The following is a 17,081-nucleotide window of genomic DNA, read 5'->3' as shown; positions in this document are numbered from 1 at the left end:
GAAATTAAAGGTTTAGATACATTTGAAAGATAAAGGACGTTGGAATCGGATACACCTCCCCATTTCTATAAGCAAGTTCCGGATCAAAAATTTTGACTTTATCCCAAATAACTAAATTATTGGCAACGAGCTGAAAATCAACAGAAGCGATTTTTATGCGTTGCAAGAATGGGGCTCTTAAATTATAATTTAAGTTAACCTCTTGCAATCTTAGGTATCGCGCATCTCCTCTCCAGAAGTCTGAAAGCTGTGAGTTATTTGTGTTATTTCCATAGGTCAATCTTGGATAACGGGCATTAGGATTTTCAGCCAAGGATGGATCGATACCATTTGCAAGTGCATACTCCATTGGGATCCATCTGTTCGAAGGATCACTTGCCAGATTCAGCACATTCCCATTAACACCGTTGAAAAAAGGAACATAACCGGTACCTATTCCATTTCCAGAATAGAAGAAATCCGTTTGACCAGTACCTTTAAATAAGACACCGAGGGTAAACTTTTTATAATTGAACTCACCACCGAATCCATACATCAACAATGGATAGGTGCTATGCGTCAATGGAACCCGGTCATCAGAATTGATTACCCCATCCCCATTGATATCCCTGTATTTGATATCCCCTGGTTGTACTTTTCCAAATTGAGCCGGTGAATTATTGACGTCATCCCAATCTCTGAATAGTCCCAAGGATTGATAACCTCTAATGGAACCATACGGATAGCCTGACACTTCCTGATAAGGATATTTAGGGTTAGCTTCTTCCCAGTTTTGGACATTATTTTTGGAATAGGTAAAGTTACCTCGCACGGTGAAGCTCATATCATCATTGATGGTATGTTTATAAGAACCACTCCCATCAGCACCAATACTCTTCATCCGACCAACGTTTCCATAAGGCATGGTCGTCAGCCCCGCATAATCAGGAACCTGAACCCTTTGCATAAAGATTCCATTTCTTTGGTCATTGAATACATCGACAATAAAGCTTAGTTTATCGTTAAATAAATTCAATTCCATACCAATATTGGCTTTTTCAGCTTTTTCCCATTGTAAATTATCTGCTCCGATAACCGATTCATTCACGGCATCCAATAATGCGGAAGATCCCCAAGGACTAGCTATATAGCTATTGACCATGGTTAAATATGGGAAACGGCGGTCATTGGTGATACGGTCATTACCTACAGTTCCAAATGATCCTCTAAATTTCAGGAAGCTAATCCAAGGAAGGTGATCTTTTACAAATTTATAATTTGAGGGCACCCATCCAGCGGCAACAGAAGGGAAAAATCCATATTGTTTACCTGGTTGGAAGTTTTCAGAACCCGTATAACCAAAGTTAAAATCCACCATATAGGTATCCTGATACCCATAGGTAAACCTACTGGAAACCCCTTGATAGCGAATTGGAATTGCACTTAGGTTGTTTGTCCCCTTATCAGCTTCTTTTTGATCACTCAAATAATAATAGACAAGGGCCGATGTACGGTGATCCTCATTAATTTTCTTCTCATAATTCAAGGTACTTTCAAAATGATATTTACGGAATTGGTTAGTGGATTTACCATAAGAAATCGCTTGTGCAGGCGACCTTTCGATGGTAATCAACTCTCCTTGCTGATCTCTACCAACTGCTTGGAATAGTGCTGGAGAAATCAATCTAGACTCATTAAACCAACTCACGATATCATAAGCCCCTTGACCTCTAATTTTCAAGCCTGGTAGCAGAAAATCCAACTTTTGGTCCAATGCTAAAGTAAATTTACCACGAAACTCTTGGTTAGATCTTCTTCCCATATGGTTGATCATCACCAATGGCGAGCGCAAGGATCCAGTCGTGGATGTAGCAGGCAATTTCCCATCCGAATAAACCAAAGGAATTAACAAGGGATTCAGATTGGATTGGGCATACCAGATATAATCTGTAGAAGCTACCCCTGGCGTATTATTTACCGAAAGAAATCCATCTGTACCAAAGTATAAGGTCGAAGTTGGAGAAAGTTCAAGATCAATATTGGTTCTATAGTTATAGGTTTTATAACCTGCATTTGACGCATATACGCTGGCATCATCAAATTTGTAAGCTGCCGTTTCATCACTCATCCCTAAACTCAAGAAATAACGAGCTACTTGCGCACCACCACGAGCACTGGCATAGAAACTTTTCCGGTAAGCATTATTCCGAAGGACCTGATCTTGCCAACTAACATCTGGATACATATCTCTATCCAAGCCATCTTTTATGATATCAAGTTCAACTCCTGAGTATATAGGTGTTTCACCTCTGACTTCGCGGGCTTCATTTGCCAATCTTGCATAATCATAGGCTCTTAAATAATCCGGTAAACGAGGCAAGAAGTTTGCAGAAGCATTTACCCTTCCAGTTATACTTAATTTTCCTGCCTGTCCTCTTTTGGTCGTAATCAATACCACCCCGTTTGCTCCTCTTACGCCATATACCGCGGTTGCAGAGGCATCCTTCAGGATGGAAAAGCTTTCAATATCTGCTGGGTCGATGGAATTAATATTTCCTTCCAATCCGTCAATCAAAACCAGGGCGCTCGAATTGGCACCAAAGGTTCCAATCCCTCTTACCCAGAATTCTGAAATATTCTTTCCAGGTTCACCACTGCTTTGCAAGGAGATTACCCCGGCCGCTCTACCTCCTAAAAGGTTGGCAATAGAAACCACTGGAGTTTGCAGGGCTTTCACATCCACACTCGTAACGGCGGCAACATTGGATATTTTCCGTTGCTGACCTAGGCCGACAACCACTACTTCGTCGATTTCTTCGGCCTTTTCGTTGAATTGTATGGTTAAATCTGATTTTGCTTCAGTCACCAGGTACTCAATATCCTTGAAACCGACATGTTTAAACACTAACATATCACCTCGGGAGGCTTTGATGGTGAATTTACCATCTTCCAGAGAAGATGTACCAATACTGATTTTATCACGTAGATAAATGGTAACAGCCGGAATCGGGTTCCCTAAATCATCCAATACCGTTCCACTTATATTATAACTTTCTTGGCTATAGGCCGACAAAACTGAGAATGATAGAATTACCATCCACAGAGAAAGGATTTTAAATTTCATAATGTAGAATTTAGGCTTTTAATTAATGGATAGTTTTCTAACACGATTATTATTAAAATCAGCTACATAAACTGACCCATCGGAACTAATTCCGATTCCAGTAGGGTTATTGAACAGGGCATCTTCTTTACCTCCGTCTCTCCAGCCTGCCGTTCCGGGCATTCCAAGAACTGTTTCAACTAATCCTTCTGAATTAATTCTACGAATACAATGGTTTCCGCTATCAGCGATATACATATTCCCGTCGGCATCGGTAAAAATCTGCTCCGGGTTTCTAAATTGGGCGACTTCCAGCTTTCCATCCCGATGTCCACCTGCAGTGGATCCGGACAATTTTTTAAAGGTTGTCTCAGGTTTGGTTACATCGATACTGCAAATACTATTGGCATTGACCCCTGAGTTTCCAAAAAATGAAATATAAAGGATATTCGGATTATTAGGACTAAAGGTTAGGCCGTAGCTATCTCCTTGTTCGGTTTTAAAGATAGTTTCGACCTCATATGTTCGAGGATTGATTTTTACGATATGGCCATAATAGTAACGTGTATAAATAAATCCATCGGAAGGATTTACTACCATGGAATGTTTCCATCCATTTTCTGGGCGGTCCCCAGATGCGGGCCATCTCATTTCTCTAATCCTAGGTCCCCAGAATTCTTTTGGGTCTAAGGAGTAATAGGAACCTACCGTGGTTTCCGTTGGGAAACTGATAATGCCGGTAAGCGGATCTGCTGCTGGCACGTTGGCAATTACATTTCTTGCCACCGTAATCAATTCATTTTTCTCTTCATCAATTCTGGCAACATGATATTGGTCTGGCACCCGATTAATGATAAAGATATTATCATCTTTATCCACGCATAAATACCTTGGTGCAACGATGGATTGGGTGAGGTCGCCATCGCGATAAGTATCGCGGCTTCCGTTCCCTGCTAGCGTTGTTACCGTTACCGAAGTTTTGTAAAAGAAGTCTTTATTATAAGCGATGGAGTCATCGCCGATGGCGACAGAGATCTTACAGGTATCCCCAGGAAGTCGGGGCGCCAAGACATACATTCTACTGCCGGTTGATCCGACTACGGCAGCTTTTTTACCATTGAACCAAACCCGAATTTGCGAGGGGTCTGTTCCAAAATTATCACCGGTAATCATTACTTTTTCCAGGTATTTCCCGGAATCGGGGTAAACGAGATCAACTTTAATTGGTTTTGATGCATCGTAGGGGACATTGATGCCATCTTCGGCTTTTTCATCTTTACAAGAGCTTGAAAGAATCAATAATGCGAAAGCAAAAGCACCTAAAAAATGGCCAATACGCATCATCGAGAGATTGATACTGAACATAATTTTCGTTTAAGTAAATGGTTAGTTTTAATTCTATAAATTAGTGTAAGCTATTTATTATTTGGTTTTAAGAGTTTAATAATTGGTGTTAGTTGATTAATAATTTTCTTTGATAGTGTTAAGACAATATAATTAGACAGTTAGATATTACCATCCTGTACTATCCTGCATAAAAAAAGAGTCAATTCTTGGAATTGACTCTTTTTTCTTATTTTATTTTCTTATTTTTTAAATAATAAGCAAGATTTACCTTTCGTTCTCTTTCGTTAAATCTATCAATCCTTGTTTAAGTTTTTCAGATTTAAAATCCATCATGCCTACTTGTTTTCCAATGATATCACCATTTTTTGCAAAAATAACGGTCATCGGGATGGAGTTGGACATTAATTCCTCCGGCAATTCTGCATCTACGGTATAAAGCGGAAGGGTATATTTATTTTTAGCCATAAATTTTGCAGCTTTATCGATATCCTGATCAACTTCTATAGCCATAAATACGATATCTTTTTCAGACTTCAGCTCCTCATGTAATTTCTGTAGTGAAGGCATTTCCGCAATACATGGAGGACACCAGGTTGCCCAAAAATTCATGACAACAACTTTACCTTTTAAATCCTGAAGCGAAACCGTTTCTCCATTAATATTCTTGAAACTAGCATTTATGCTGTTCGCATTTTCGACCAACTTAGCTTCTGTAACTTCTTCCGTATTCGATTTATTTGCGATAGAATCATTCGATGATTGCTCTTTGACAGCAGTATTACAACCAACCGCTAAAAGGGCCAACATGGACATTCCCAATAAGATTTGTTTCGTTTTCATATTTAAATTTCTTAAGATTATTTGACTATTTGTACAATTTGACCTGAATTTATTTCTTCGGAGGCCTTTTCAATGATTCTGTCCGTAGGTTTGAGATCACCAAATACCTCCACTCCATTTTCCTGGCTTTGACCCAGAACAACTGGCACGCGTTCCACTTTATTAGCTTCGTCAAGTCTCAGAACGAACACCCCAGATTGAGAGTTTACCACACTACTTTGAGGGACAAAGACTGTCGGTCTTTTTCGTTTTAAATTGAGTTGAACATCGGTATAATCGCCACCATTCAAGGCACGGCTTTGATTAGGCACATCAAATTCAAGGGCTAAGGATCTTGATACGGGATCAATCACCAAGGCATTTCGCTTAAGTTTAGCCTTGAACACCGAATCAGGCATACTTAAGACCTTGAACTGGGCTACTGTACTATCAGAGATTGACTGCGCATGTAATTCAGGGACAACCACCTTGAGTTTCAAATTATTATTATCCACCAATTTAAAGAAAGGCATTCCAGTATCCCCCATCAGCGCCCCTACCGAAAAATTACGTTGGGTAATAATTCCGGAAAATGGCGCCCGAACCACCAAATATTCACGCATTTGGTTAGACTTTTTATAGGAGAAATTACTTTCTTCCAATGCAGCACTATCTCTCAACATGGATCCATAAGCCTGTTCAAATTCCAAATCAGAGACTGCACCTACACTTTGGTTTTTAACTTTTTTAAGTCGGTCATATCGACTTTTGCTAACCTCAAAATTTGCTCGTAATTGTTGAGATTTTGCGCGATCCGCTGTAGATTGGATATCCATTTCCGGCGCTTCCAGTACCGCCAGGATTTGCCCCTTTCGCACCTGATCTCCCACATCAACATTGATTTTCCGCACAAATCCTTTGATCTTTGCAAACACATCCACAGATTCATAAGGATGTAGCTCTGCTGGCAATTTCAAGGTATAAGAAGGTTGTTGTTCAATAGGTTGAACAACTTTTACGGAAATTGTATTTTCGGAAGGACTTTCCTTTTTAGTTTTTGTCTCCTCACTGTTTGCCTGGCAACCAGCCAATAACAAGACAAGTCCGAATATGCTAAGTTTTTTCATTGTTTATTTTTCTAAATAGAATTTACTATTGGAATCATCTGGATCTAACGAAGGTGAACCATATGATGCTTTATTCATGATTAAGCTAAAGATTAATGGGATTATTAATAGGATAGTCAGGGTTGAACTCACAAGTCCACCAATTACGGCTTGGCCTAATGGTGCCACTTGTTCACCACCATCTCCCATTCCAAGGGCCATTGGCGTCATTCCCGCCAGCATGGCCAAGGCGGTCATCAAGATGGGGCGAAATCTAGATTTCGCGGCCAACAAGGAAGCCCTTGATGCCGGAAGATGTAATTTCTTGCGATACCACTCTGCTTGATTGATCAACAATACTGCATTCGATACCGACACCCCGATAGACATGATTATTCCCATATAGGATTGTAGATTTAAGGTACTTCCACTGATCCAGATCATGATTGATGATCCTGCAATAACTGCGGGAACAACTGAAAGAATAACCAAGCTGACCCTTACAGATTGGTAATAAGCAGACATCATGAAGAAAATAACAACGATGGCAATGGACAGACCCGACAGCAATCCAGTTAAAGTTTCCTCCAATAACGGCAAGTTTCCTTCCTTCCAAATCCGGGTTCCACGCGGTGGTTCTCCTACTTTTTTCAAGCTTTCATTGACTGCCTTATTTGCAGCACCCAAGTCTTTTTCATGGATATCAGCGAGAATACTCACATACCGATTTGGTCCACGACGATTAACCTGAGCTGGAACTTCATTGGCAGTAATGGTTGCAATATCCTCAAGAACTGGAGTTGAAGAACCTTGTTTTACGGGTATGGATCTTAGATCCTGAAGTGTTTGGATCATATTTTCAGGGACTTGAACCTGGACTTGGAACACCAATCCCGATTTAGGATCGACCCATAGGTTTTTATCTGTAAATCGCGTGGAAGAGGTGGTTGCGGCCAAGTTTCTAGAAACTTCTTGCACGGTCAGTCCAAATTCAGCAAGCCTACGGCGATCGATTTTGATATCAATGGTAGGATAATGAAGCGGTTCAGATATTTGTACATCCTTAAGAAATGGATAGGCAGCAAGCTCCGTCTTAATCTTCTCGGCGAATTTTTCAGCATTTTTCAACTGAGCAGAACTTACCTTAACCTCCACAGGAGTCATTGAACCTTGTCCAATTATTTTTTCCATCAGTTCTATTGGCTCAAAATTAATTCTGGCATCCGGATATTTTTCCTGAACATGATTTCTCACGAACTCCTTGAACTCATCTGTTTTCATGCCCAATTTCTTTTTATCGAGGGACAATTGCATTACTGCTTCCCCCGTTGAACTGGTGAATAAAAAGATCGGGTTGATAGGGTTAGCTGAAGGATGCATCCCGACAAAGGAGGATGATATTTTCAAACTATTTTCAGGAAGTTGCGCCACTAAACTTTTGGTCAATGATTTTACGGTCTCTTCCGTGCGTTCCAATCGAGTACCATCCGGCATGCGTAATCTTACCTGAAAATCACCACCTTCAGATTTCGGCATAATATCCGTTCCTAAAATACTTACGGCTCCAAATACCAATAGAAGGGCAATAACAGCGTAGAGAATGGAAATCAACTTGGATTTTCCAAAGAAAGAACGCAGCTTAAATGTATATTTTATACCTACTTTATCAATGAATGATTTTTTATACTTTCCAGCATGATGTTTCTTCGTTTTCATGATCCAGTTAGCCATAATCGGCACAAAGGTCTGAGAAGAAATAAAGGATGCAATCATGGCAAATGCGACTGCCATTGACAAAGGCATAAACATATCACGCGGTATACCTTCCATCATAAACGCTGGGGTCAACACGGCAAGAATACTTAATAGAATCAGGAGTTTTGGTGCTGATATCTCCAATAAGGCGTCCAAAATGGCTTTAGCCTTTTTCTTTCCGAGTTCCATATGTTGGTGTATATTTTCGATAGTCACCGTGGCTTCATCGACGAGGATACCAATGGAGAGCGCCAGACCAGACAGGGTCATGATATTGATACTCTGTCCAAACATATGTAATGTGATTACAGCGGTAATAATCGCGATCGGAATTGTTAAGATTACGATCAATGCACCCCGAGGGTCACGTAAGAATAAAAAGACCATTAACCCAGTCAGTAAAGCACCTAAGGCACCTTCAAAAATCAAGTTAGAAAGGGATCTTGAAATATAAACCGATTGGTCAAAGGCATAGGTTATCTTGACACCCTCCGGCAATAAGCTTTCTAGCATTGGCAAAGACTTCTTCAGGTTATCCACCGCATCCAAGGTCGAAGCATCTGGTTTTTTGATAATCGGAAGGTAAACTGATCTTTTTCCATTGATAATAGCATATCCGACGGTTTGATCGGCTGCATCCATAACGGTTGCCACATCCCCAATTAGGATTGTTCTTCCATTCAAGGATTTGATTGGGGTTTCCAGGAACTCTTCAACCCCATTAGAAATTGAGTTAATTGGTGCCATTAGATTTTTATCACCAATCCGGACATTTCCTGCTGGTGAGGGCATGGAGTTTTTGGTGACCGCCAAGGTTACCTCCTCTGGGCTCAAGCCATGCGCTTTCATTTTTTGAGGATCAATATTCACGACCAAACTACGCATATTCCCTCCGAAAGGAGCTGGTGCTGTAATACCAGGAATATTGACAAACATGGGCCTCACTTTGGTTACTGCCATGGTTTGGAGTTCGGTGACCGAGTGTTGGTCAGAGTCAAAGACCAATTGACCAACAGGCAAGGAACTACCATCGAATCGTACGACCATGGGTGGTACTGCACCAGAAGGTAAGAAACCCATCGCCCGGGAAACCTGCATACTGATTTCTGCAGATGCCTGAGACATATCTGTTCCGGGATAGAAGGTAAGCTTCATTAAAGACAAACCTTGTACACTCTTAAAATCCAACTCTTTAACACCATTCACAAAGAGCAGGACTTTTTGAAATTCATTCGCCATAAAGCCATCCATATAGGCAGGTGATAAACCACCATAAGGCATGGCGATGTACATGGCAGGAGATTCGATTTCGGGAAATATATCGACTTTAATCTTTTTGATGACCGGCCAAGAGAAATAGGCAATCGCAAAGATTACCATCATGATGGCTATTGGTCTTCTTAAAGCAAAACGTATTAAATTCATAGGGGCTCTTTAAAAATGATTAAACAATTGACTGAAATCAGCCTGTTGGTAGCTTTTATTTACCTGCAGATTCCAATAATTTAAGTAAGCTGTTAGGTTCTGTCTTTCCGTTTGCAGGAGGATTTCCTGAACCTGCAACAGTTCTGCGAGATTGATTAAACCACCTTCATAGCGTGCTTTATACAGATTAAAAGCATCTTCGGCTTGTCTTCTACTGACATTGGATTCATGGATTCCATCGGCAGCAGCAGCAATCTCTGCATTTAACTGACCTAATTGACTATTGATTTCATTTTGAACAAGCTCCTGTTCAAATAAGTTATTCTGAAGCTTCAGGCTATAATGCTTCTTATCCGATTTTGATCTAAACATATCCTGAAGGTTCCAGGTAAGTCCGACACCTACGAAATAGTTATTTGCAAAGTCATTATAGATTTCAGGATAGGCACTATGTACATAACCATTGGAAGTAATTCCTGAGCTTCGATTCGCAAGTCCACCTAAAAGCATAATTCGAGGCAGAACTTCCCTACTTTGTTTTTTCTCCAATAGGTCCAAGGCCTCAGCCTCTTTCTTTTTCATCAAAACCAAAGGATGATCCTGTGCATTAACTTGTGTATTTCCTATTAGTTCTAAAAATGCCTGACTTTTTGATTCCGAATTATTTAGCATATCCTCATTGGTAAATTCCTTCAATAAGATTTTGGCCCCATTCAGTTTACCTTGGATTTGCAATAAGTTACTTTCCACATTCTTTAGGGAAGAAGTTGCCAATAAGGTGTCTGCTCCTGGAATAATCCCAGCTTTTGCAAGGCCTTTGCTAATGTCCAAAATGGACTGATAGCGATCAGAATGTTTCTGATACCAATCATCCATTACCTGAAAAAATAGGAATTCTATATATCGCTTCGTTAACTTCTGTTGGATATTAAAGGCGAATTCTTGTTCTTTTAATCTAGAATGATCGATTTTACTACGGGAAATATCTTTGTCCAGGCTTTTTCTACCGAAGTTGATCAGATCCCAATTCATGCTAGCAGAAAGGAAATGATTAAAGGTACTGGAGGCACCTTGCAATTGGTTTGGCCCAGAGATATTGAGGATTCCCGGCAGGGGCAAAAATGCACCTGAGGTTCCTTCCACAGAGCTTAGCCCTTGTTGCAATTGAGCTTGAACCTGAGGTTTATATTTTATTTGTTGAGCAATACTATCTTGTTTTGCCAGTAAGATTTGTTGTTTTTGAATATCAAATCCCTTATAGTAATTCCTAGTTTTCTCCCAAAGATGCTGAAGGTCTTGACCATTGCTTTGGAAAGCATAGAACAATCCCATGAGGATCAATAGGCTATTGATTTTTAAACCCATATTAAGTATTAAAATTTGTATTGATTGACAGCTTGACCAGAGCTAGTCCAATGAAAAAATGGTACGGACAGAAAAGTCCACATCCAGGTCATCAACATTTGTCCTCGGACAAATGCTTGCTAGGAATGCAATTCTATAAGTTTAATCGACGAAATTGTAGGAATAAGTCATTGGAATTCAGTTTTGGGGTATTCCAATGAAAATTTTCGACATCTTTCCTAGGCAGGAAAGCGAAAAGGATTAAGGCAAGGTTAAATAAAGCAAATACAGCAGGCTGTACCTGAAATTGTTTAACCATGAAATCGTGAGCATTGATTTGCTCGGTAGCCACGCTACAATCAGCCGCTTCATAGTCAATCCAAGAATCAGGCTTCGCAGATTTGTTATTTCTGCTTTCAGTTTTGGTTTCCTGCGCGAGATTTTGCTTGATTGATGCCTTAATCGGACATGAGGTTAAGACAAACAACAATACTATCCCTATTATCTTTGCGAATAGCGGTAGTTGTTGGTTGAACCCGATTGTTGTGTTAAGCATAAATGCAAAGTTAGGGCTAATATTAGGAAATAAAAAATATTTCAAGAATGTTACTAGTCTAGACGAGGACCCGAATTTCGTTTCTCAACAAAACGATTTTGTCTTCATTTTCAAGTTTTTTCAAGATTCTGGACACCACCACACGAGAAGTGTTTAGGTCCATTGCAATATCCTGATGGGTGACTGTTAGAATCCGATCCTCAGTTAATTTCACTTTTTCTTTCAGGTAGTTCATGATTCGATCTTCCATTTTCGAAAAGGCAAGATTATCGATTGCTCCCAGCATTTCATTCATTCTGGAAGAATAACTATTGAGGATAAAGTTCCGCCAGGAGCTGTATTTTCCTAACCATTCATTGAGGTATTGATTGGGAATCATCGCCACTGTGGTTTCCATTTCTGCCTGAGCTCTGATTTCACTTTTCTTATTCCCTACGCAGCAGGCAATGGACATGGTACAGGTTTCCCCTTTGGCGAGATAATACAACAGTAATTCGCCTTCTTTTTCATCCTCACGCATAATCTTGATAGCCCCCGTAAGTAACAAAGGCATTGCTCGAATATACTGACCAATATCAACGATGATTTCTCCCGATTGGAAGGTCTTTAAAGTAGCAACCGCCTCAATTTCTTCAATTAAGGCGGGTTCTAATATTCCTGTATAAGCGTTTTCTATTAGACTCATACTCAAATATACTATTTTGTTGTTTCTTTCCCTTGCTTTTTCCAGTCAATAAAACTACCAGCATAGTTATAAACTTTGTCGAATCCGTTTTTCTCAAGGAAGGACGCTGCAATGGTTGCACGGTCTCCAGATTGACATTGAATAATAATCTTTTTGTCCTTGATATCAGTAGGTAAACTCTTCCTAAACGAGCCTACAAAGCGATGTTCAGCACCTGGGATATGTTCAGCTTTAAACTCCGATAAGCCTCGTACATCCAGTAAGACAGTGTCTGCATTATCTTTCATGGATTCAACTGTATCCGCATCTACAAGATTTGTTTTCTCCAGTTCAGCATCATTTAAATCGGTAACAAAACCTTTGATATTATCCAATCCGATACGCATCAGTTTACGGGTAATTTCTTCTTGATTACCTTCATCCGCAATCATTACCATATTTTCATCGTAACCGATCATCCATCCTGCCCAATTTGCCAAAGAGTTATTATTTTGAATATTAATGGAGTTCTTCAAATGACCTTTTGCAAATTCAGTTTTATGGCGCGTATCGATCAAGGTAATATCTTTCATATCATCCACTTGTTCCACAGAAAGGGTTGGATGTTCAGGAACTTCAACTAAAAGAGGTCTATCCACTTTGTTTAGTTTCTTCATCATTGCAAAGTACACTGGAGCTTCGGGTTGATCACTTAGGAGGTAATTTTTAAATCCTTCGTAATCATCAGCAAATTGGAATGCCCAGTTTCTCAATTTTTCGTATCCTACTGTACTGCTAGGCACAGCTCCTAAAGCTTTACCACATGCAGAACCGGCACCATGACCTGGCCATACTTGCACATAATCAGGTAGAGCTTCAAATTTCTTAAGGGATTGAAACATTTGTTCAGCACCAATTTCTTTGGTACCAACTAATCCAGCGGCTTCTTCCAATAGATCTGGGCGGCCGATATCACCTACGAATACGAAGTCTCCAGTAAAAATCATAACGGGTTCATCCGAAGCAGGATGATCTCTTAACAAGAAGCTGATACTTTCCGGGGTATGACCAGGAGTATGCATAACTTCAAGGCTTAAATTTCCTACTTTAATAAGATCCCCTTCTTTAAGTCCAACGTGCGGGAATTCATATTGCCAATTTTCACCACCCTCATCTGACAAGTACAACTGAGCACCTGTTGCTTCTGCTAATTCACGAGATCCAGCCAAGAAATCAGCGTGAATATGCGTTTCAGCGATATGGGTGATTTTCATATTATTTTGCTTTGCAATTTCCAAATAGGTATCAATATCCCTTTTGGCATCAATTACAATAGCTTCATTTTTTGCTTGACAGCCAATAAAGAAACTGGCTTGCGCTAAGGTTTTATCATAAACTTGTTGAAAAAACATAGTATCCTTTTAATTTAATAATTTATAAATCTGTCTTAGTTAATGTTAATTATTTGTTGTTTTGGATCCAGGCAACATATCCTCCTTGGAGGTCATATATTTCTTTCGCACCAATATTTTCCAACAATTTTGCGGCGATCTGCGAACGCATTCCCGATCGACAATATAGATAAATAGGTTCATCGAGATTCACTTTTTGAGCTGCTAATTCTTCAAAATCTGAAGACTGAACATTGATAAGTGTTGATCCTTCGATTTTCCCTAAATCGTATTCCATTTCTGTTCTAACATCCAAAAGTTGAACAGGTTTATTTTCTATCTGAGCTTTAAACTCTGGGAGTGTTAATATTTTTATCATAACGATTAATTTAATATAACAAAACTAGCCTAGTTTGAAATGATTGACAGCTACTTTTGTTACACAGCAACTTGTTAATGAGGCAATTTATCTTTTACAAGTCCATAAAGATAAGTTCCGAGCACTGCAAAAGCAGCGACGATCAACATGCTATATAATCCTGAACCTATTAGGACAAAAATTGGTCCTGGGCATGCGCCGATTAAAGCCCAGCCTAGGCCAAAGATAATACCTCCAATTAAATAACGAGGGATAGATTTGTTTTTTGGTGCAATTATGATTTCTTCCCCTTTAACATCTTTTACTTTTTTACGTTTAAAATATTGCACGGCAGGCAATCCGATCAATAATGCTGTTGCCATAAATCCATACATATGGAAGGATTGGAAGCTAAACATTTCATAAATTCTAAACCAAGAAGCTGCTTCTGCTTTATACATTGCCATTCCGAAGATGACACCTAATACGATATATACTAATTTTTTCATGTTAAAAAATCAAAGGGAACAACAAGTGAACCATGGTTAAACCACCTATAAAGAAACCAATTACTGCGACTAATGAAGGCCATTGCAAATCACTTAATCCAGAAATTGCGTGTCCGGAGGTACATCCGCCGGCATATCTAGTTCCAAATCCTACCAACAGGCCACCAATAGCAAGGATAGCGATGGTTTTCACATTCCATGTATTGAATATTTCTGTTGGGGAATAGGCTTGTCCCGCACTTTCAAAGCCTAATTCCTTTAATTGACTTACCGTTACTTCGGAGATTTCGGGAATATGATTATCCGAAAGGAAATGAGCGGAGATGAATCCCCCAATGATAGCACCTACGAGAAAAAGCAGGTTCCATTTTTGTTTTCGCCAGTCAAATTGAAAAAAGCTACATGAATTACCTGCTCCCATTGCCGAGCACATGGTTCTAAAATTGGATGAGAATCCAAAGCTTCTACCTAATAATATTAAAGCAATCATTACTAATGCGACAATTCCGCCGCCTACGTACCAAGGCCAAGGCCCCATAATTAATTCCATAGTCTTCAAAAAAAAGTTTATGCAAAATTAAGTTCCAATTATTGCTAATACAGTAACCAATGTTACTTAGGACTGAATTAGCAGAAGATGTTTTCCTCTGTAACTAAAGTAACTGAATTCTGGCAATCTTTCTCTGACCTTTGCTGTACAAAAAATATATTATGGAATACTTAGGATATATAGCATCGATCGGTATTGGGATTTCTCTAGGCTTAATTGGCGGCGGCGGAAGTATTTTGACCGTACCTGTATTGGTGTATTTATTTCATATAGATCCGTTATTGGCAACCTCTTATTCTTTATTTATTGTAGGCGCGACTTCAGCGGTTGGAGCGGTTCCATATTTCAAGAATAATCTGGTTGATTTCCAAACAGCATTATATTTCGGTTTACCATCGATTATTACGGTTTTCTTGACTCGATTATTTGTTATTGAGGCGATTCCTGCACATTTATTTCAGCTAGGGAGTTTCGAAGTCACCAAAAACATGGGGATTATGCTTTTGTTTGCCATATTGATGTTATTTGCTTCTTACAAAATGATTAGGGGAAATAATGTAGAAGGCAAGCCAAAAAACTCTAGTATTTTACCTTTAATCATCCAGGGTGCTGGCGTAGGTTTTATCAGTGGTTTGGTAGGCGCTGGCGGTGGATTTTTAATCATCCCGGCTTTGATTATCTTTAATCAAATGCCGATGAAAAGAGCGGTAGGGACTTCCTTATTAATAATCGCGGCAAACTCTCTATTTGGATTTTTGGGGAAATTAGACTTTCATTTAATCAATTGGACATTTTTATTAAGTTTATCAAGCATAGCCATTATAGGAATACTAATAGGTTCAAAACTTAGCCAGCGGATTGATGGCAAAAAATTAAAACCTGCATTTGGTTGGTTTGTTTTATTGATGGGGATAGTCGTTATCATCCAAGAAATCAGCAAATAAGAGGTCGTTAGAATTTTCACCGATATTTTTTAGGCAGTTACCGAAAATTTATACCGATTAACCTAATCAGCATATTGAGAACGTTGTACAACTCTTATCTTTGATTATCAAATAAATTTAACAACGAATTGTATATCAAATAAAAACGAACAACTATGTCAATTAAAGAAACATTCTCAGTAACAGGAGAGAACTTATTAAAAAGAATCAAGGATTTAATCGCTGAGGGCAACGTTACGAAAATCAGCATTGCTGATAAACATGGCAAAGACATTATGAGTTTTCCAGTAACCCTAGGTGTAATTGGGGTTGTATTGGCACCCATCTTTGCCGCTGTGGGAGCGATTGCAGCCTTATTAACAGAGTGTAAGATCACTGTTGAACGCAGTGACAAGCCTGAAGACAATGATTCAGCTGAAACTCCTAATAAAGAGGAAAACACTCAAAGTACAGATATAGAAGTACACTAATTTCTTAGATTTTTTACTGTAAAAAAAGAGGCCATTGGGAGATCCAATGGCCTTTATATATTTTAATACTGCCACCTTACATCAAGATGGCATCTTTAACTTCTACTTTTGACCAATATTTAGAGAATTTCTCCGAAGCTGCTAAGTGGTCAGGATGATTCTCATAGGTATTGATTTCATCCATATTATTGAATGTAACCAATAGGAAATAGGAGAATGAATTATCGACTACAGGGCGTGGCGTTGTCGGTGCAGGTTTTCCAATTTCTAGGGCTTTAGGTCCTGGAACTTTTCTCAATTCATCAAAGAATACCAAAAATTCTTTTTCTTCTTCGGCCGTAATTCCCTCTTTTAACCAAAAATAAACAGAGTGAACAATCAATCCGGCATGGAGTTCATCTGATTGAACCTGAGTTTGGGATTCGGTATTGGATTGGCTTGAATCAGCAGGAGTTTCAGATTTAGAGCCTGCACTTTCATTAGCGCAAGAACTTAATAAAGCACCTGAACTTGCTCCTACTAAAATAGTGGTAATAAAATGTTTTCTTTTCATGTTTTTAATATAGATTGATCTAGGTACTTAAATATAGGTAATCTTTTTGGGGAAAAGAGGCAGAATACTTAAAAAATAATGATGCTTGGATTATAGCTTGAAATGAAATCGCTACAGATATTATTAAATATTACAAACTATCGAGATTTATTTTTTTGGAATTAATTGGTTACGAAAAAATAAAAATCATTGAATAAATAAGTTTAAA

At 39.1% G+C, this 17,081-nt stretch carries 15 protein-coding genes; 2 read left to right on the top strand and 13 right to left on the bottom strand.

All coding sequences use genetic code 11. The annotated features are described in order from the left end of the window. Nucleotides 1-4 precede the first annotated feature (4 nt). The 12 genes from PZ892_RS05480 to PZ892_RS05425 all read right to left on the bottom strand — a co-directional run bounded on the left by PZ892_RS05480 (nt 5) and on the right by PZ892_RS05425 (nt 14,906). A complete protein-coding gene (locus PZ892_RS05480) occupies nt 5-3,103 on the bottom strand; it encodes a TonB-dependent receptor (protein WP_182498993.1) in 3,099 nt (1,032 codons plus the stop codon). A gap of 18 nt (nt 3,104-3,121) precedes the next feature. After that, nucleotides 3,122-4,447, bottom strand: coding sequence for an IPT/TIG domain-containing protein (locus tag PZ892_RS05475; RefSeq protein ID WP_218823959.1), 1,326 nt, complete (start codon nt 4,445-4,447; stop codon nt 3,122-3,124). Between the two features lie 246 nt (nt 4,448-4,693). Next, the gene (locus PZ892_RS05470; protein ID WP_182498994.1) at nt 4,694-5,269 is read right to left on the bottom strand and encodes a TlpA disulfide reductase family protein; all 576 of its coding nucleotides are present in this window, start codon (nt 5,267-5,269) and stop codon (nt 4,694-4,696) included. Nucleotides 5,270-5,286: 17 nt separating this feature from the next. After that, nucleotides 5,287-6,375 carry an efflux RND transporter periplasmic adaptor subunit gene (locus PZ892_RS05465; protein WP_277712331.1) on the bottom strand — a complete coding sequence of 363 codons (1,089 nt, stop codon included), beginning with the start codon at nt 6,373-6,375 and terminating at the stop codon, nt 5,287-5,289. A 3-nt stretch (nt 6,376-6,378) separates the two neighbouring features. Continuing rightward, nucleotides 6,379-9,534 carry an efflux RND transporter permease subunit gene (locus PZ892_RS05460; protein WP_277712330.1) on the bottom strand — a complete coding sequence of 1,052 codons (3,156 nt, stop codon included), beginning with the start codon at nt 9,532-9,534 and terminating at the stop codon, nt 6,379-6,381. 9 nt (nt 9,535-9,543) lie between these two features. Further along, on the bottom strand, nt 9,544-10,899 hold the full coding sequence (locus tag PZ892_RS05455; RefSeq protein ID WP_277712329.1) for a TolC family protein: 1,356 nt from the start codon (nt 10,897-10,899) through the stop codon (nt 9,544-9,546). Nucleotides 10,900-11,032: 133 nt separating this feature from the next. Continuing rightward, nucleotides 11,033-11,434, bottom strand: a complete 402-nt coding sequence (locus PZ892_RS05450) for a hypothetical protein (RefSeq protein ID WP_094258297.1) — start codon at nt 11,432-11,434, stop codon at nt 11,033-11,035. Nucleotides 11,435-11,492: 58 nt separating this feature from the next. Next, on the bottom strand, nt 11,493-12,119 hold the full coding sequence (locus PZ892_RS05445) for a Crp/Fnr family transcriptional regulator (protein WP_182498998.1): 627 nt from the start codon (nt 12,117-12,119) through the stop codon (nt 11,493-11,495). Nucleotides 12,120-12,130: 11 nt separating this feature from the next. Further along, nucleotides 12,131-13,510, bottom strand: a complete 1,380-nt coding sequence (locus PZ892_RS05440; RefSeq protein ID WP_182498999.1) for an MBL fold metallo-hydrolase — start codon at nt 13,508-13,510, stop codon at nt 12,131-12,133. Nucleotides 13,511-13,559: 49 nt separating this feature from the next. Beyond that, complete coding sequence (locus tag PZ892_RS05435) at nt 13,560-13,868, bottom strand: rhodanese-like domain-containing protein (protein ID WP_277712328.1); 309 nt, start codon at nt 13,866-13,868, stop codon at nt 13,560-13,562. Nucleotides 13,869-13,942: 74 nt separating this feature from the next. Beyond that, complete coding sequence (locus tag PZ892_RS05430) at nt 13,943-14,356, bottom strand: DUF6691 family protein (RefSeq protein WP_094258293.1); 414 nt, start codon at nt 14,354-14,356, stop codon at nt 13,943-13,945. A 1-nt stretch (nt 14,357) separates the two neighbouring features. After that, nucleotides 14,358-14,906, bottom strand: a complete 549-nt coding sequence (locus PZ892_RS05425; RefSeq protein ID WP_182499001.1) for a YeeE/YedE thiosulfate transporter family protein — start codon at nt 14,904-14,906, stop codon at nt 14,358-14,360. 161 nt (nt 14,907-15,067) lie between these two features. Between PZ892_RS05425 and PZ892_RS05420 the strand changes: the two genes are divergently transcribed. Continuing rightward, nucleotides 15,068-15,850, top strand: a complete 783-nt coding sequence (locus tag PZ892_RS05420; RefSeq protein WP_094258291.1) for a sulfite exporter TauE/SafE family protein — start codon at nt 15,068-15,070, stop codon at nt 15,848-15,850. Between the two features lie 155 nt (nt 15,851-16,005). Further along, entirely contained in the window at nt 16,006-16,320 is a 315-nt protein-coding gene (locus PZ892_RS05415) for a DUF4342 domain-containing protein (RefSeq protein WP_182499002.1), read from the top strand. A gap of 76 nt (nt 16,321-16,396) precedes the next feature. On the opposite strand, the gene PZ892_RS05410 is transcribed toward PZ892_RS05415, so the two are convergent. After that, nucleotides 16,397-16,873 carry a Dabb family protein gene (locus PZ892_RS05410; RefSeq protein WP_094258289.1) on the bottom strand — a complete coding sequence of 159 codons (477 nt, stop codon included), beginning with the start codon at nt 16,871-16,873 and terminating at the stop codon, nt 16,397-16,399. Nucleotides 16,874-17,081: the final 208 nt, after the last annotated feature.

It is taken from the genome of Sphingobacterium sp. WM, assembly GCF_029542465.1.
Lineage (GTDB): Bacteria > Bacteroidota > Bacteroidia > Sphingobacteriales > Sphingobacteriaceae > Sphingobacterium > Sphingobacterium cellulitidis.
This window is presented reverse-complemented; position numbering and strand designations above follow the sequence as displayed.

Excerpts from the sequence above, each read along its gene's own strand:
- PZ892_RS05480 (WP_182498993.1), bottom strand. The coding sequence starts at position 3,103 with ATGAAATTTAAAATCCTTTCTCTGTGGATGGTAATTCTATCATTCTCA.
- PZ892_RS05475 (WP_218823959.1), bottom strand. The coding sequence starts at position 4,447 with ATGTTCAGTATCAATCTCTCGATGATGCGTATTGGCCATTTTTTAGGT.
- PZ892_RS05470 (WP_182498994.1), bottom strand. The coding sequence starts at position 5,269 with ATGAAAACGAAACAAATCTTATTGGGAATGTCCATGTTGGCCCTTTTA.
- PZ892_RS05465 (WP_277712331.1), bottom strand. The coding sequence starts at position 6,375 with ATGAAAAAACTTAGCATATTCGGACTTGTCTTGTTATTGGCTGGTTGC.
- PZ892_RS05460 (WP_277712330.1), bottom strand. The coding sequence starts at position 9,534 with ATGAATTTAATACGTTTTGCTTTAAGAAGACCAATAGCCATCATGATG.
- PZ892_RS05455 (WP_277712329.1), bottom strand. The coding sequence starts at position 10,899 with ATGGGTTTAAAAATCAATAGCCTATTGATCCTCATGGGATTGTTCTAT.
- PZ892_RS05450 (WP_094258297.1), bottom strand. The coding sequence starts at position 11,434 with ATGCTTAACACAACAATCGGGTTCAACCAACAACTACCGCTATTCGCA.
- PZ892_RS05445 (WP_182498998.1), bottom strand. The coding sequence starts at position 12,119 with ATGAGTCTAATAGAAAACGCTTATACAGGAATATTAGAACCCGCCTTA.
- PZ892_RS05440 (WP_182498999.1), bottom strand. The coding sequence starts at position 13,510 with ATGTTTTTTCAACAAGTTTATGATAAAACCTTAGCGCAAGCCAGTTTC.
- PZ892_RS05435 (WP_277712328.1), bottom strand. The coding sequence starts at position 13,868 with ATGATAAAAATATTAACACTCCCAGAGTTTAAAGCTCAGATAGAAAAT.
- PZ892_RS05430 (WP_094258293.1), bottom strand. The coding sequence starts at position 14,356 with ATGAAAAAATTAGTATATATCGTATTAGGTGTCATCTTCGGAATGGCA.
- PZ892_RS05425 (WP_182499001.1), bottom strand. The coding sequence starts at position 14,906 with ATGGAATTAATTATGGGGCCTTGGCCTTGGTACGTAGGCGGCGGAATT.
- PZ892_RS05420 (WP_094258291.1), top strand. The coding sequence starts at position 15,068 with ATGGAATACTTAGGATATATAGCATCGATCGGTATTGGGATTTCTCTA.
- PZ892_RS05415 (WP_182499002.1), top strand. The coding sequence starts at position 16,006 with ATGTCAATTAAAGAAACATTCTCAGTAACAGGAGAGAACTTATTAAAA.
- PZ892_RS05410 (WP_094258289.1), bottom strand. The coding sequence starts at position 16,873 with ATGAAAAGAAAACATTTTATTACCACTATTTTAGTAGGAGCAAGTTCA.